This is a genomic window from Serratia sarumanii (assembly GCF_029962605.1).
In the GTDB taxonomy this organism is placed as follows: Bacteria; Pseudomonadota; Gammaproteobacteria; order Enterobacterales; family Enterobacteriaceae; genus Serratia; species Serratia sarumanii.
Genome location: NZ_CP124750.1, coordinates 3,024,412 through 3,038,087 on the forward strand (window position 1 = coordinate 3,024,412; position 13,676 = coordinate 3,038,087).

Annotated in this window: 13 protein-coding genes; 1 reads left to right on the forward strand and 12 read right to left on the reverse strand. The window is 58.9% G+C overall.

The window, feature by feature from the left end; all coding sequences use genetic code 11:
* Positions 1-117: 117 nt before the first annotated feature.
* The 12 genes from cheZ to flhD form a co-directional block, all read right to left on the reverse strand.
* Entirely contained in the window at positions 118-762 is a 645-nt protein-coding gene (gene cheZ, locus SSARUM_RS14400) for a protein phosphatase CheZ (protein ID WP_033647790.1), read from the reverse strand.
* Positions 763-772: 10 nt separating this feature from the next.
* The gene (cheY, locus tag SSARUM_RS14405) at positions 773-1,162 is read right to left on the reverse strand and encodes a chemotaxis response regulator CheY (RefSeq protein WP_004934862.1); all 390 of its coding nucleotides are present in this window, start codon (positions 1,160-1,162) and stop codon (positions 773-775) included.
* 102 nt (positions 1,163-1,264) lie between these two features.
* Complete coding sequence (locus SSARUM_RS14410; RefSeq protein WP_033635003.1) at positions 1,265-2,314, reverse strand: protein-glutamate methylesterase/protein-glutamine glutaminase; 1,050 nt, start codon at positions 2,312-2,314, stop codon at positions 1,265-1,267.
* Positions 2,314-3,186 carry a protein-glutamate O-methyltransferase CheR gene (gene cheR / locus SSARUM_RS14415; protein WP_025159837.1) on the reverse strand — a complete coding sequence of 291 codons (873 nt, stop codon included), beginning with the start codon at positions 3,184-3,186 and terminating at the stop codon, positions 2,314-2,316. The genes SSARUM_RS14410 and cheR overlap by 1 nt, the downstream gene beginning before the upstream one ends.
* A gap of 37 nt (positions 3,187-3,223) precedes the next feature.
* Positions 3,224-4,840, reverse strand: coding sequence for a methyl-accepting chemotaxis protein (locus tag SSARUM_RS14420; protein ID WP_060430218.1), 1,617 nt, complete (start codon positions 4,838-4,840; stop codon positions 3,224-3,226).
* Positions 4,841-4,916: 76 nt separating this feature from the next.
* Positions 4,917-6,587, reverse strand: a complete 1,671-nt coding sequence (gene tsr / locus SSARUM_RS14425) for a methyl-accepting chemotaxis protein (protein ID WP_060430220.1) — start codon at positions 6,585-6,587, stop codon at positions 4,917-4,919.
* A 195-nt stretch (positions 6,588-6,782) separates the two neighbouring features.
* A complete protein-coding gene (cheW, locus tag SSARUM_RS14430) occupies positions 6,783-7,283 on the reverse strand; it encodes a chemotaxis protein CheW (RefSeq protein WP_060427896.1) in 501 nt (166 codons plus the stop codon).
* Between the two features lie 32 nt (positions 7,284-7,315).
* The gene (cheA, locus tag SSARUM_RS14435; protein ID WP_060430222.1) at positions 7,316-9,337 is read right to left on the reverse strand and encodes a chemotaxis protein CheA; all 2,022 of its coding nucleotides are present in this window, start codon (positions 9,335-9,337) and stop codon (positions 7,316-7,318) included.
* A complete protein-coding gene (gene motB, locus SSARUM_RS14440) occupies positions 9,334-10,404 on the reverse strand; it encodes a flagellar motor protein MotB (protein WP_033647795.1) in 1,071 nt (356 codons plus the stop codon). The genes cheA and motB overlap by 4 nt, the downstream gene beginning before the upstream one ends.
* Complete coding sequence (gene motA, locus SSARUM_RS14445; RefSeq protein ID WP_015378266.1) at positions 10,401-11,291, reverse strand: flagellar motor stator protein MotA; 891 nt, start codon at positions 11,289-11,291, stop codon at positions 10,401-10,403. Before motA ends, motB begins: the two co-directional genes overlap by 4 nt.
* Positions 11,292-11,435: 144 nt before the next feature.
* Positions 11,436-12,020 (reverse strand): flagellar transcriptional regulator FlhC, encoded by a 585-nt coding sequence (gene flhC / locus SSARUM_RS14450; protein ID WP_016927281.1) that lies wholly within the window; start codon positions 12,018-12,020, stop codon positions 11,436-11,438.
* Positions 12,020-12,370 (reverse strand): flagellar transcriptional regulator FlhD, encoded by a 351-nt coding sequence (gene flhD / locus SSARUM_RS14455; protein ID WP_033647796.1) that lies wholly within the window; start codon positions 12,368-12,370, stop codon positions 12,020-12,022. The genes flhC and flhD overlap by 1 nt, the downstream gene beginning before the upstream one ends.
* 927 nt (positions 12,371-13,297) lie before the next feature.
* Between flhD and SSARUM_RS14460 the strand changes: the two genes are divergently transcribed.
* Complete coding sequence (locus SSARUM_RS14460; protein WP_033647797.1) at positions 13,298-13,660, forward strand: hypothetical protein; 363 nt, start codon at positions 13,298-13,300, stop codon at positions 13,658-13,660.
* Positions 13,661-13,676 lie beyond the last annotated feature (16 nt).

The following is a 13,676-nucleotide window of genomic DNA, read 5'->3' on the forward strand; positions in this document are numbered from 1 at the left end:
CAAAAAATTGGCGATGTCATTGACGGAACAACGGGGGAAAAGGCGGGTTATTTAGGGGATGAGACGAAAACTGCGCGGAATGTTGTCGGGGCGCGCCGCTGCGCGCCCCGATAAGCCTCAGAAACCGAGGCTGTCGAGCAGATCATCGACCTGCGCCTGGTTGGCGATCACGCCGACGCCGTTCTGGTCGAGCTGCGGGCCGTTCAGCAGGCTGTCGTTTGGCCGTTTTTCCTTCACCGGCTGCTCCGGCATGTTTTCCATCAGCACCATCAGCAGCTGCTTTTCGATCTCCTGCACCACGTCCATCATGCGCTTGATCACCTGACCGGTCAGATCCTGGAAGTCCTGCGCCATCATGATCTCCAGCAGCTGGGCGTTGGTGAAGGCCGTATGGCTCGGCACCTGATCCAGATACTGGCGCGTGTCGTTGACCAGAGAACGCGCGTCGTCCAGTTCGATAGGATTGGCGAACCACTCGTCCCAGCGCCCCTTCAACGCGTTCGCGCCGGATTCCAGCTCCGCCTGGCGCGGTTGCGCCGCCTCCACGCAGTTCAACGCCCGTTCCGCCGCCTGCGCCGTCATGGTTACGACATAGTCAAGACGGTCGCGCGCATCCGGGATCGCCTCTGCCGCCTGGGCGATCGCCTGATCGAGCCCCAGTTCGCGCATGCTGTCGCGCAGCATTCGGGTCAGTTGGCCGATGCGGGAAATGATCTCTCCCGCGGTCGCTGCATCGCTGGCAGGCATTGGAATGTCTCTCATCGCCCTCTCCTTACATGCCCAATTTTTCAAAAATCTTGTTGAGCTTTTCTTCCAGCGTCGCCGCCGTAAATGGTTTCACTACATAACCGCTGGCGCCGGCCTGCGCCGCCGCGATGATATTTTCTTTCTTGGCTTCCGCCGTCACCATCAATACCGGCATCGCGGCCAGCGCGCTATCGGCGCGGATGGTTTGCAGCAGCTCCAGCCCGTCCATGTTCGGCATGTTCCAGTCGGACACCACGAAGTCGAAACCGCCGGCGCGCAGCTTGTTCAGCGCATCCGCGCCGTCTTCAGCTTCTTCGACGTTGTTGAAGCCCAGCTCTTTGAGCAGATTTCTGACGATGCGACGCATGGTGGAAAAGTCGTCCACAACCAGAAATCTGAGGTTCTTGTCTGCCATTGTTACTCCTGAAATAGTTAACCGTTTAATGATGCAAAACCGCAGGCCGCCGCGCGGCGAACCTGGGTCATATCGCCGCCGAGTAGACCCTGCGGACTAAAATCAAATGCGCAATGCCTGGCCGCCGGCGATCTGCGCCAACATGCGCTGGCTCATCCTGTCCAGCTCGACCACTTCGCTGACGCCGCCGCCGGCGATCGCCTCGCGCGGCATGCCGAACACCACACAGCTCGCCTCGTTTTGCGCCAGGGTATAGGCCCCGGCGCGGTGCATCTCCAGCATCCCCGCCGCCCCGTCGTTGCCCATGCCGGTGAGGATCACGCCCACCGCATTGCGGCCGGCATATTGCGCCACCGAGCGGAACAGCACATCGACCGACGGACGATGGCGGTTAACCGCCGGGCCGTCATGCAGCTTCACCTGATAGTTGGCGCCGCTGCGCGCCAGTTCCAAGTGGCGATCCCCCGGTGCGATGTAGGCATGGCCCGGCAGCACGCGCTCGCCGTCCTCCGCTTCTTTCACCGTGATCTGGCACAGCTTGTTCAGCCGCTCGGCGAACGAACGGGTGAAACCGGGCGGCATGTGCTGGGTGATCAGCAGCGCCGGACTGGTGGCAGGCAGCGGCTGCAGCACCTGGCGGATCGCTTCGGTGCCGCCGGTGGAAGCGCCGATGGCGATCAGTTTTTCACTGCTCAGCAGCGGCGCGTGGCTGAGGATCGCCGGCGCCGGGCTGTTGGAACGCTGCGGCAGGCGCGCCCTGGCGGCGGTGCGGATCTTCTCGGCAATCAGCTCGCTGTAGGCCAACATGCCCTCGCGAATGCCGAGCTGCGGTTTGGTCACGAAGTCCACCGCGCCCAGCTCCAGCGCGCGCAGCGTGATTTCCGAGCCTTTGCCGGTCAGCGAAGAGACCATTACCACCGGCATCGGCCGCAGGCGCATCAGCTTCTCGAGGAAATCCAGCCCGTCCATGCGCGGCATCTCGACGTCCAGCGTCAGCACCTGGGGATTAAATTTTTTGATCAGATCGCGCGCCACCAGCGGATCCGGCGCGGTCGCCACCATCTCCATGTCGGCGTGGCCGTTCACGATTTCCGTCATCAGCTGGCGCATCAGTGCCGAATCGTCTACGCATAACACTCTGATTTTACTCATTACCTCTCCTTGGTCAGCCCATACACGGTCTGCCCACGCAAGTAGAAATCCCGGCTGATCTGGCTGAAATTCTCGGAGTGGCCGGCGAACATCAGCCCCCCCGGCTTAAGCAAGGGAACGAAGCGGCGCAGGATGCGCTCCTGCGTCGCCTTATCGAAATAGATCATGACGTTGCGGCAAAAAATGGCGTCGAACTGCCCCGGCAGCGCCCACTCCGGCGCCAGCAGGTTCAGCGGCTGAAAGTTCACCCGCGCCGCCAGTTCCGGCCGCACGCGCACCAGCCCCTGATGCGGCCCGGTGCCGCGCAGGAAATAGCGCTGCATTTGGGTCGGCGTCAGGGTGCGCAGATCTTCCTGGCGGTAAACGCCCGCTTCCGCTTTTTCCAGCACCTGCGTATCGATGTCGCTGGCCCAGACCTGGCAACTGCCGGCCCGCTGGCCCAATGCATCGCTCAGCGTGATGGCGATCGAATACGGCTCTTCGCCGGTCGAGGCTGCGGTGCTCCACACGCTGTAGCCGTTCGGCCGCGAGCGCGCGTGTTCCGCCAGGATCGGGAAGTGATGCGCCTCGCGGAAAAAGGCCGTCAGGTTGGTGGTCAGCGCGTTGATAAACGCCTGCCACTCCGCGCTGTTCGGATCGCTTTCCAGCAGCGCCAGGTAGTCGCCGAAATCGTGCAGTCCCAACAGCCGCAGCCGGCGCACCAGACGGTTGTAAACCATCTCGCGCTTATGCTCCGCCAGCACGATGCCGGCGCGTTGATAAATCAACTGGCTGATACGGCGAAAATGCACGTCCGACAGCGGCAGGCGCTGCACCATTTGCGTCAACATCGACGCAGTATCCCGGTTAGAAGTTGACGGCGCCTGTTTCATGCCACCTCACCGGGGAAACACGTGCTGCTTATGCGGTTTAACAATCTTGGGCTTCCTTTACCACGGGTGAAACTGCGTTGTTGCTGTTACCTGGCGCGACGAAGTTATCGTCCGCCAGACGGAATACCGCGACCGCGTCAGCCAGGGTAATGGCCTGCTCTTCCAGCGCGGTGGCGGCAGAAGCGGACTCTTCCACCAGCGCGGCGTTCTGCTGGGTGACCTGATCCATCTGGGTCACCGCCTGCGTCACCTGCTCGATGCCGCGGCTCTGTTCATCCGAAGCCGACGCGATCTCGCCCATGATGTCGGTCACGCGGGTCACCGAACGCACGATGTCCTGCATGGTGGCGCCGGAGTTTTCCACCAGCACCGAGCCGTGTTTGACGCGGCTGACCGATTCATCGATCAGCACCTTGATCTCTTTCGCCGCCTGCGCGCTGCGGCTCGCCAGGTTGCGCACTTCGCCGGCGACCACGGCGAAACCGCGCCCCTGTTCACCGGCGCGCGCCGCTTCCACCGCCGCATTGAGCGCCAGAATGTTGGTCTGGAAGGCGATGCCGTCAATCACGCTGGTGATGGCGCCGATTTTCTGCGAACTGTTGGCGATATCGTGCATGGTGGTCACCACGTCGCCGGCCAGTTCGCCGCCCTTGGCCGCGGTGGCCGAGGCGTCGCGCGCCAGCTGAGAAGCCTGCCGCGCATTGTCGGCGTTCTGTTTCACCGTGGCGGTCAGCTGTTCCATGCTGGCGGCGGTCTGTTCCAGCGACGCGGCCTGCTGCTCGGTGCGGGAAGAGAGATCGTTGTTGCCTTCGGCGATCTCCTGCAGGCCGATCAGAATCGACTCCGCCCCGTCGCGCACCGCGCCGACGGTGCCGATCAGCGACTGCTGCGTGCGTTGCAGGCTGGCGAACAGCATGCTGATTTCATTGCGGCCATACACCTGAATCGGCGTCGCCAAATCGCCGGCGGCGATACGTTCAAAGTGGCTGCGGATCTGGTTCAGCGGCTGTACCAGCATGGTGCGTAACCACCACATGGCGCTGCCGGTCACCACGATCAGCATCAAGACCGCCCCCGCCAGCATCAGGCCCGCCAGCTTGAAGGAGAACTGGTTGGCGTCTCTGGCTTCGCTGATGTCGCCGTTGACCAACTGCAGGTACTGCACGAAGTCGGCTTCGAACAAGTCCTGGGTTTTCTGCGTCGGCTGGTCCATAAACGCCTGCAGCTCCCCTTTCTCCAGAAAGCCGATCAGCTCGCGCAGCGCGCCGCGCAGCCGCTCGTAGCTGGCCTTGGTGGTTGCCGTCTGCTGACTCTGTTGCTCACTGCTGCGCTCAACCGCCATGAACTGATTGAAATAAAGATCGGCCTTCTGCAGCGAACTGCGAGCGCTGCTCATCAATTCGTTCACCTGCTCCTGCGGCAGTTTCAGCGCCGCACGGGTGCCGGCGCGGTTCAGCGTATTGCGCGCCTGCAACAGCGACACCCAGCTCAGGCTGAGCGAATCGCGCTGCTGGCTGCCGAGGGTGATGATGTCGAGGTTGTGGTTATCGGAGCGAAACGCGGAATACGACAGGCCGCTGCTGGCCAGCTGCAGAACGCAGAAGGTCATCAACAACAGGAACAAGCTGGTAGAGATACGGATTCGGTTAAACACTGTGAACCTCCTTGCAGCCGGCCGGCGACCGGCCTACGTAGGGGAAAGGGCCGCTGCGAGAGAGGCCCGATACCGGTCAGAACGTTTCCCAGTTATCCTGCAGATCGCTGGCGTTCATTTTCTTATGATTGATTACCGGTGTTACCGTCGCCTTGCTGGTGACAGGCGCTTTAAACTCTTCCTGGCCTTCCGCCCTCAGGCGGAATACCGCCACCGACTGGGTCAGCATGCTGGCCTGTTCTTCCAGCGCCGCCGCCGCCGAGGCGGATTCTTCCACCAACGAGGCGTTCTGCTGGGTCACGCGGTCCATTTCCGCTACCGCCTGGCCAACCTGATCGATCCCGCGGCTCTGTTCGTCCGACGCCGAGGCGATTTCGCCCATGATGTCGGTCACGCGGGTGACGGCGTTGACGATGTCGCCCATGGTTTCACCGGCGCTTTCCACCAGCACGGAACCCATATCGACGCGGCTGACCGAGTCTTCGATCAGGCCTTTGATCTCTTTGGCCGCCTGCGCGCTGCGCTGCGCCAGGTTGCGCACTTCACCGGCCACCACCGCGAAGCCGCGGCCCTGCTCGCCGGCGCGCGCCGCTTCCACCGCGGCGTTCAACGCCAGGATGTTGGTCTGGAAGGCGATGCCGTCGATCACGCCGGTGATATCGGCGATTTTCTGCGAGCTGCCGGCGATGTCGTGCATGGTCTGCACCACGTTGGCCACCACCTTGCCGCCCTTCTGCGCGGTTTCGGAGGCGCTCAGCGCCAGCTGTGAAGCCTGACGGGCGTTTTCGGCGTTCTGTTTCACCGTCGCGGTCAGCTGTTCCATGCTGGCGGCGGTCTCTTCCAGCGAAGCGGCCTGCTGCTCGGTGCGGGAGGAGAGATCGTTGTTGCCCGCGGCGATTTCCGACGCGCCGCTGTAGATGGCGTCCGCGCCCTGACGCACGCCGCTGACGGTTTCGATCAGTTCGCTTTGCATGTGTTTCAGGCTGGCCGCCAGCACGCCCATTTCGTTGCGGCTGGTGACGACGATCTGCTGAGTCAGGTCGCCGGCGGCGATCTGTTTGATGTGGTCAATCATGCGGTTCAGCGGGCGCACCAGGATATGATGGATGCCGGTCCAAACGAGCACGATCACGGCCAACACGACCAGCAACACGATCACCAGCGTCCAAATGGCCGAGGAGAACGACTTGTTGCTGTCTTCTACCGCGCCTTGGTACAGCTTGTCGTTTTGTGCCAGGTAGGTGTTGTAGATCTGCTCGAAGCCGTCCTGATAGCTTTGTGTCGGTTGATCGAAGAAGGCATTGATTTTGCCTTCGCCCAACAGCTGAATCAGTTCGGTCAAAGCACCGTGCAAGATGTCATACTGTTGCTTGAGTTTTTCCGCGGACTGCACGTCCTGACGCGGATCGAGAGGGATTTTTTCATAGGCGGCGTAATGCTGTTCCGCGACCGTCAGCATGCTCTTCGCCGAAGTCAACAGATCGGTGACGGTGGCACCGCTGCCGATTTTGTTGGTATCCATCATGTAACGAATACCCGCTCGGTTCAGGGTATTACGAGTCTGCAGCAGGTTGACCCAGCTTTCGTTCAATTCAGACTGCTGCTGACGAATCGTCTGCAGTACGGCAAAGTTCTCTTTATCATTCTTGAGCGAGGAGAAAAAGAGTCCGCCCGAAATCAACTGCAAGGCGCCAAACAGCACCAACACCAGCAACAGGCTGGTGACCACCTTCATACGATTTAACATGATTTCCCTTGTTGAAGCCCGCGCAGACAGGCTCTGATGACGTTGAATGAGAGAGTTATCGGCGCCGTGCGGCAAAACTTTATGCGGGAAAGTAACTATTTTTAGTGGGGGTTCCGGGTGCGGTCTGCGGCGCCGCGACAGGTCAGGAAGAGTGATGGATGAAGGGGGCAGCGCCCTGCCCCCTGGCGTCATGAATCAGACGCTTTTCGCCACGCTGTCGACCAGCGACATCTCTTCGCTGCTCAACAGCTTTTCGATATCCACCAGGATCAACATGCGCTCGCCCAGCGAACCGAGACCGGTGAGGTATTCGGTCGCCAGCGTCACCGCGAACTCCGGCGCCGGGCGGATCTGCTCGGCGATCAGCGACAGCACGTCGGAAACGCCGTCGACCACGATGCCCACCACGCGCTGGCCAAAGTTCAGCACGATCACCACGGTGTTTTCATCGTAAGACACGCTTTGCTGCGAGAATTTCACCCGCAGATCGATGATCGGGACAATCACGCCGCGCAGGTTGGTGACGCCCTTGATGAACGCCGGCGTGTTGGCGATGCGGGTCACCTGATCGTAGCCGCGAATTTCCTGCACCTTGAGGATATCGATGCCGTACTCCTCATTGCCCAGGGTGAAAATCAGAAACTCTTGCCCTACCGTTTCGCCAGCCAATTTGCTGACGGCTGCCAATCCTGCCATATCATTCACCTTTTAAATCAATAAACTCATTATTATGCGGCGGCGTCCGTCAGACGCTTTTCACGGTTCAAGGTTTGCAACGCCGAGACATCGACGATCAAGGCCACGCTGCCGTCGCCCAAAATGGTCGCGGCGGAGATGCCCGGCACTTTGCGGTAGTTGCTTTCCAGATTCTTCACCACCACCTGATGCTGGCCGATCAGTTGATCCACCAGCAACGCATAGCGGCGGCCGGCGCTTTGCAGGATAACGACGATGCCCTGCGTGGCGTCGGTTTTGGCGCCGTCCACTTCAAATACCCGATACAGCTCCACCAGCGGCAGATATTCGCCGCGCACCTGCAGCACGCGTTCGCCCCCGGCCAGCGGGTGCAAGTCTTCCGCCTGCGGCTGCAGCGATTCCATCACCGCGTTCAGCGGCAGGATAAAGACTTCGTCGTTCACCTTGACCGACATGCCGTCGAGGATCGCCAGCGTCAGCGGCAGCAGGATGCGGATGGTGGTGCCTTTGCCGGCCTGCGAACGGATCTCGACGTGGCCGCCCATCTCCTGAATATTCCGTTTCACCACGTCCATGCCGACGCCGCGGCCGGAAACGTCGGTCACCTGCTCGGCAGTGGAGAAGCCCGGCGCGAAGATCAGCATGCCGACTTCTTCGTCGCTCATGCTGTCGCTCACCGCCAGCCCTTGCGACGCGGCCTTGGCGAGAATTTTTTCGCGGTTCAGGCCGGCGCCGTCGTCGATAACCTCAATACAGATGTTGCCGCCCTGATGTTCGGCCGACAGCACCAGATTGCCCACCGCCGATTTGCCGGCGGCGACGCGGGTGGCCGGTTCTTCGATACCGTGATCGAGGCTGTTGCGCACCAGGTGCGTCAACGGATCGATGATGCGTTCGATCAGGCTCTTGTCCAGTTCGGTGGAACTGCCCTGCAGCGTCAGCTCCACCTGCTTGTTCAGCTTGCCGGCCAGATCGCGCACCAGGCGCGGGTAGCGGCTGAAGACGTATTCCATCGGCATCATGCGGATCGACATCACCGACTCCTGCAGATCGCGCGCGTTACGCTCCAGCTGGCTCATGCTGTTCAGCAGATCGCCGTGGTTGACCGGATCGAGCGTGCCGGAGCGCTGCGCCAGCATCGACTGGGTGATCACCAGCTCGCCCACCAGGTTGATCAGCTGATCCACCTTTTCCACCGCCACGCGAATGCTGGTGGACTCGCTCGCCTTGGCGCGCGCTTTCGGCGCTTCCGCCGGAGCGGCGGCCGGTTTGGCGGCAGGCGGCGCGGCGTTCGCGACCGGCACAGGTGCAGGTTCCGGCGCGGCGACCGCTGCCGGTAAGCTCGCTTCTGCAACGGCCGGTTCGCTCTGCGTCGGCGTCGAGAAGCTGATTTGTTCCGGCTCCAGCACGAAGCACAGCACGGCGCTGATGTCGTCTTCGCTGGCGGAGGTGAGCAACGTCACGTCCAGACTGTGTTCCGTCTGATGAGGGTCTTTAACCTCGCCGAGGTTGCCCAGCTCTTCCAACATCAAGGGGATTTCACTGGCTTTCAGCCCGTTCAGGCTGATGCGCATGCCGCCTTCGATCGCCGCCGGCGCAGCCACCGGCTTCACGACAGGCTGCTGAACGGCCGGTTGAGCCGCAGGCGCCTCCTGCTGCTGTTGCGCCTCCAACGCCAGCTGGCGCAGCGCCTGGCAAATGTATTCAAAGCTTTCGGCGTCAGGCTGTTGCGAGGTTTTATAGGCGTCCAGTTGCTCCTGCATAATGTCTTTGGTTTCCAGAAACAGGTTGATAATCTCGGTGCTCAGGCTCATTTCCTGGCGTCTTGCACCGTCCAGCAGGTTCTCCAGCAGGTGGGTGGTTTCCTGCAGCACCGAAAAGCCAAAGGTCGCCGCGCCGCCCTTGATCGAGTGCGCCGCGCGGAAGATGGCGTTCAACGGCTCGATATCGGGGGCCAGCGGATCCAGCTCCAGCAGATGTTGCTCCATGTCGGCCAGCAACTCGTCCGCCTCATCAAAGAAGGTCTGATAAAAATCGCTAATGTCCATGCTCACGGGGTCACCTCTGGCTGTGAGTCGCGGTTAGTCGGTGCGGGTGCGGCCGCCGGTTGTTCCTGCGCCTGATCGGCCGGGGCTATCGCCGGGGATACCTGCGCTGGGACGCTCGGCGCTGGCGTTGACGCCGCCGGCTCCAGGGCTGCCGCCGAGGGCTCCGGCGTTTGGCTGGCCGGCGCAGTCGCCGACGGCGCCAGCTGTTTCAGGCTGTCCGGCTGGGCGATATCCATCGCGTTGCTTTCGGCATTTTCATGTTCGATGCCTTCTTGCGTTTGCTTATTCAGCACCAGCACGGTGATGCGACGGTTAATCGCGTCATCGGCGCCGTGCTGTTTCAGGCTCATGGTGGCCGCCATGCCCACCACCCGCAGCACCTTGCCTTCCGCCAGACCGCCGGCGATCAGCTCGCGCCGGGAGGCGTTGGCGCGATCGGCCGACAGTTCCCAGTTGCTGTAGCCACGCTCGCCGCTGGCGTAAGGGATATCATCGGTGTGGCCGGACAGGCTGATCTTATTCGGCAAATCGTTGAGGATCGGCGCTATCGCCCGCAGAATATCGCGCATGTAGCTCTCGACCTGCGCGCTGCCGGTTTTGAACATCGGCCGGTTTTGGCTATCGATAATCTGTATGCGCAGCCCCTCGTCCATCATGTTGATCAGCAGATGCGGGCGCAGCGCCTTCAGGCGCGGATCGGACTCAATCAACTCATCCAGCTTTTCGCGCAGCTTGTTCAGGCGCAGCTCTTCGGCGCGCTTGTCCGGCGAATCGACCTGCTTTCTCACCAGGCCGTGCTGCTGGGTAGGATCGTCGCCGCCGCCCGGGATCGGGCTGCTTTCGGAGCTGCTCTTGTCGCCGCTGGTCAGTGCCACCTTGAGCGGCGTGCGGAAATATTCGGCGATTTGCGTCAGCTCCTGCGGGCTGGCGATCGCCAGCAGCCACATCACCAGGAAGAACGCCATCATCGCCGTCATAAAGTCGGCATAAGCGATCTTCCAGGAGCCGCCGTGATGGGCGGCATGATGCGACTTGCGCTTTCTGACCAGAACGACCGGATGATTCTGTTTCATGCTTCTTCTTCTTCCGTCGCCTGCTGCGCCGGCGCTTTCACGCGGCGCACGTGTTCTTCCAGCTCAACGAAAGAAGGACGTTCGGTGGTATACAGCGTTTTGCGGCCAAACTCGACGGCGATCTGCGGCGCGTAGCCGTTCAGGCTCGACAGCAGCGTGACCTTGATGCACTGCATCATCTTGACGTTTTCGGCACTCTTCTGGCGCAGCAATGTGGCCAGCGGCGAGATGAAGCCGTAGGCCAGCAGAATGCCGAGGAAAGTACCGACCATGGCGTTGGCGATCAGCGCGCCCAGTTCCGCGGCCGGCCGATCGGCCGAAGCCAGGGCGTGCACCACCCCCATCACCGCCGCGACGATACCGAACGCCGGCAAGGAGTCGCCCACCATCGCCAGGCTGCCGGCGGGCACTTCGCTTTCCTGCTCGTAGGTTTCGATCTCTTCGTCCATCAGCGCTTCGATCTCGAACGCATTCATATTGCCGCTCACCATCAGCCGTAAATAGTCGGTAATGAACTCCACCAGGGTGTTATCGGCAAGGATGCGCGGATAATTAGAAAAAATTTCACTTTCTTGCGGATTATCGATATCGAACTCGAGCGACAGCATGCCCTGCTGGCGCGATTTGGCCAGCAGGCGGAACAGCAGCGCCATCAGATCCATGTACAGATCTTTGTTGTATTTGGAACGGCGCATCAGCCGCGGCAGCGCGCGCAGCGTGGCTTTGATTGCCTTGCCGTTGTTGCCGACGATGAAAGCGCCGACCCCCGCCCCGCCGATAATCAGAAACTCCGCCGGCTGATACAACGCACCGAGATGGCCGCCCACGATCAGGTAGCCGCCAAACACCGCACCCAATACCACCAGATAACCCAAAATAACTAGCACACGCATTCCTTAAATTAACAATGTGGATGGAAGGTGGGGCAAACGCGCCCTGGCGCACAGACCAGGCTGCGTGTCTGGGGGCGGCATGCCGCCCCTGCGTATCACACGTCGGTATTCATTGCCGAGAGCCGGCAATGTGGCGGCTCAAATGGCGCGTTTGACCTGCTCGTCCAGCAGTTGAGGAATAATATCGGCCAGTTGCGGCGAAAGTTTACGTCTTTTTACGGCGCGGGATGGGGGTTGGCATAAACTGCAGATGAAACCGTTCAGCGGCTGGTGCGCGTGGGTGATAAATGCGCCGCCGCAGCAGCTGCAGGCAGAGAGCTGCAGCATGCCGCTGTCGACGAAACGCACCAGCGTCCAGGCACGGGTCAGCGCCAGCAACGGCGCCTCGCCGGCCTGCTGGGGGCACTGCTCGAGATAGAGGCGATAGGCTTTGATCACCGCCTCCACTCCGCTGCACTGCCCGCTTTTCATCAGAAACAGGTAGGCGTTGTAAAACATCGACGAGTGAATATTTTGTTCCCAGGTCATAAACCAGTCGGTTGAGAACGGTAACATTCCTTTTGGCGGCGGGCTGCCGCGTAACTCCTTGTAAAGTTTAATCAAGCGCCCGCGGCTGAGCTGGGTTTCGCTCTCCAGCATCTGCAATCGGGCTCCCAGCGAAATCAGCTCCATGGCGAGCTGAATGTCCTTGGCTTCTTGAACGATACTTTTCTCAACCATCATCAGGCTCTTTTCTTCGTCGGGCTAGCGTCTTTACTCGATAGCTCTTGCAGTAAATGGCTTGATAGCAAAATGCCGGTATGGATTTGTTGCAGATCGTCGACGCGCGACTCTTTGGTCAGGCGTTCGATGGTCTGGCTTTCGTTAAAGCGGAAGTGGCAAACCAGCTGGTTGGTCTCGGCCAGTTTAACCATTTGCGGCAAAGTCAGCTGCGCCAGCGCATCGGCCATGGCTTCATCAATACCAAGACGGAACATCGCGGAGGCTTTTTCATCGTTGATCAAACGCTGTGCTAAAAGTAAATATGACAGATTGATGTCATAAATATGCTTAAGTAATTCAGACGTACCCATATTCCCCATCCCGACAGACTATGTTTAAAAACATACGCTGGGTGATAAATTTTATCGCCCGTGACCTGGGTTGTTTCCCAAAGCTGGCAAATTAATCTCTCAAAAACGACTGCTATAATTTTCAACAATCGCTAAATTTGACCACTGTTCAGTATTTGCTACGAGCGTAAACCAACGTGTATGGATGTACAGCATTCTGCTTCGATAGTGTTTAGTCACCATGAAACTATTTTTACAAATTTAATAAGATTATTCCTAAAGCAGCGCAACTCTACCCCCGAACCATTAGCACACACAATGTAAGTGAGAGGCAATTTTAAATACAATGTGACATAGATCACAAAAATAAAAAATAATTAAGCCAAATACACCCAAATACGCTCACTTATTGACCGCCATTTTGTTCACAAAACATCCATAGGTAAAAAAACGTCTTAAAAACAATGTTTATCAGCCAAAAAATTATCTTTTTTAGATCAATTCGAACAAAAGCATCACCAAACCAAAATAACAGAACAAAAATCTGTATATAGGCAACAAACTCAGTATAAATAACCATTTGAGTTACTAAAAAATATCCAAGCTGAAAAATAACACGTGTAAACTATAAGGCTATTGGCTATCGGATTTGACTTAAGCCCTCAGCCTGAAGCTGTTCTAATTTTCCACATCAGGTGATTATGGCTTATCAATGATTCGCTGGCGTAGTGAACAAGCTAACAGACGTAACGATATGTTTCCGTATTAGCGCAATGCAAGAATGCTTTTTCTACATTAGAGTTCCCCAAAACGATATATCGGCAGCAATCCATAAAACTTTAATGCCTTTATTTCTTTTTCTGTCGCCGTGATAATTCTCTCTCCCCCAGAGATTATTTACATGGCTTACGTTTTCATCACGTCATTGTCATAAAATAAAACGCAGTTTTGTTTTACTCTTCATATTTCCCCATCGAGAAAAACGGCTTTTCAGCGCAAGTGACGACGACAAACACCGCCCAATGCCGCAGCGGCACCACGGACGGTGAAAAAATCACCGCAAAAGTTGGCCTGGCGCGGCGCCGCGAGCTTGTGCACGGCAAGAACGACGACGCGTCGGCCGTCAACCGCCCTGAGACTTTCCCTATTTATCCGTTTATCAGCAGGATGAGATTGCTGACGGCGCACTGGCATATTATGATTTATCAAAGCGCCGCTACGTGCGGCGTGACATCATTACCCGGTGCAATTTATCTACTTGAAATGATTTTTGTCAGGTCGTACATCGCTGCCTCGACGGCGTCGCCGTGAGCCGCCGATGTGTTAT

What these genes read in the sequence shown, in the direction of transcription:
- cheZ (WP_033647790.1), bottom strand. Translation starts at nt 762, where the DNA reads ATGAGAGACATTCCAATGCCTGCCAGCGATGCAGCGACCGCGGGAGAG.
- cheR (WP_025159837.1), bottom strand. Translation starts at nt 3,186, where the DNA reads ATGAAACAGGCGCCGTCAACTTCTAACCGGGATACTGCGTCGATGTTG.
- cheY (WP_004934862.1), bottom strand. Translation starts at nt 1,162, where the DNA reads ATGGCAGACAAGAACCTCAGATTTCTGGTTGTGGACGACTTTTCCACC.
- cheW (WP_060427896.1), bottom strand. Translation starts at nt 7,283, where the DNA reads ATGGCAGGATTGGCAGCCGTCAGCAAATTGGCTGGCGAAACGGTAGGG.
- flhD (WP_033647796.1), bottom strand. Translation starts at nt 12,370, where the DNA reads ATGGGTACGTCTGAATTACTTAAGCATATTTATGACATCAATCTGTCA.
- motB (WP_033647795.1), bottom strand. Translation starts at nt 10,404, where the DNA reads ATGAAACAGAATCATCCGGTCGTTCTGGTCAGAAAGCGCAAGTCGCAT.
- SSARUM_RS14410 (WP_033635003.1), bottom strand. Translation starts at nt 2,314, where the DNA reads ATGAGTAAAATCAGAGTGTTATGCGTAGACGATTCGGCACTGATGCGC.
- flhC (WP_016927281.1), bottom strand. Translation starts at nt 12,020, where the DNA reads ATGATGGTTGAGAAAAGTATCGTTCAAGAAGCCAAGGACATTCAGCTC.
- tsr (WP_060430220.1), bottom strand. Translation starts at nt 6,587, where the DNA reads ATGTTAAATCGTATGAAGGTGGTCACCAGCCTGTTGCTGGTGTTGGTG.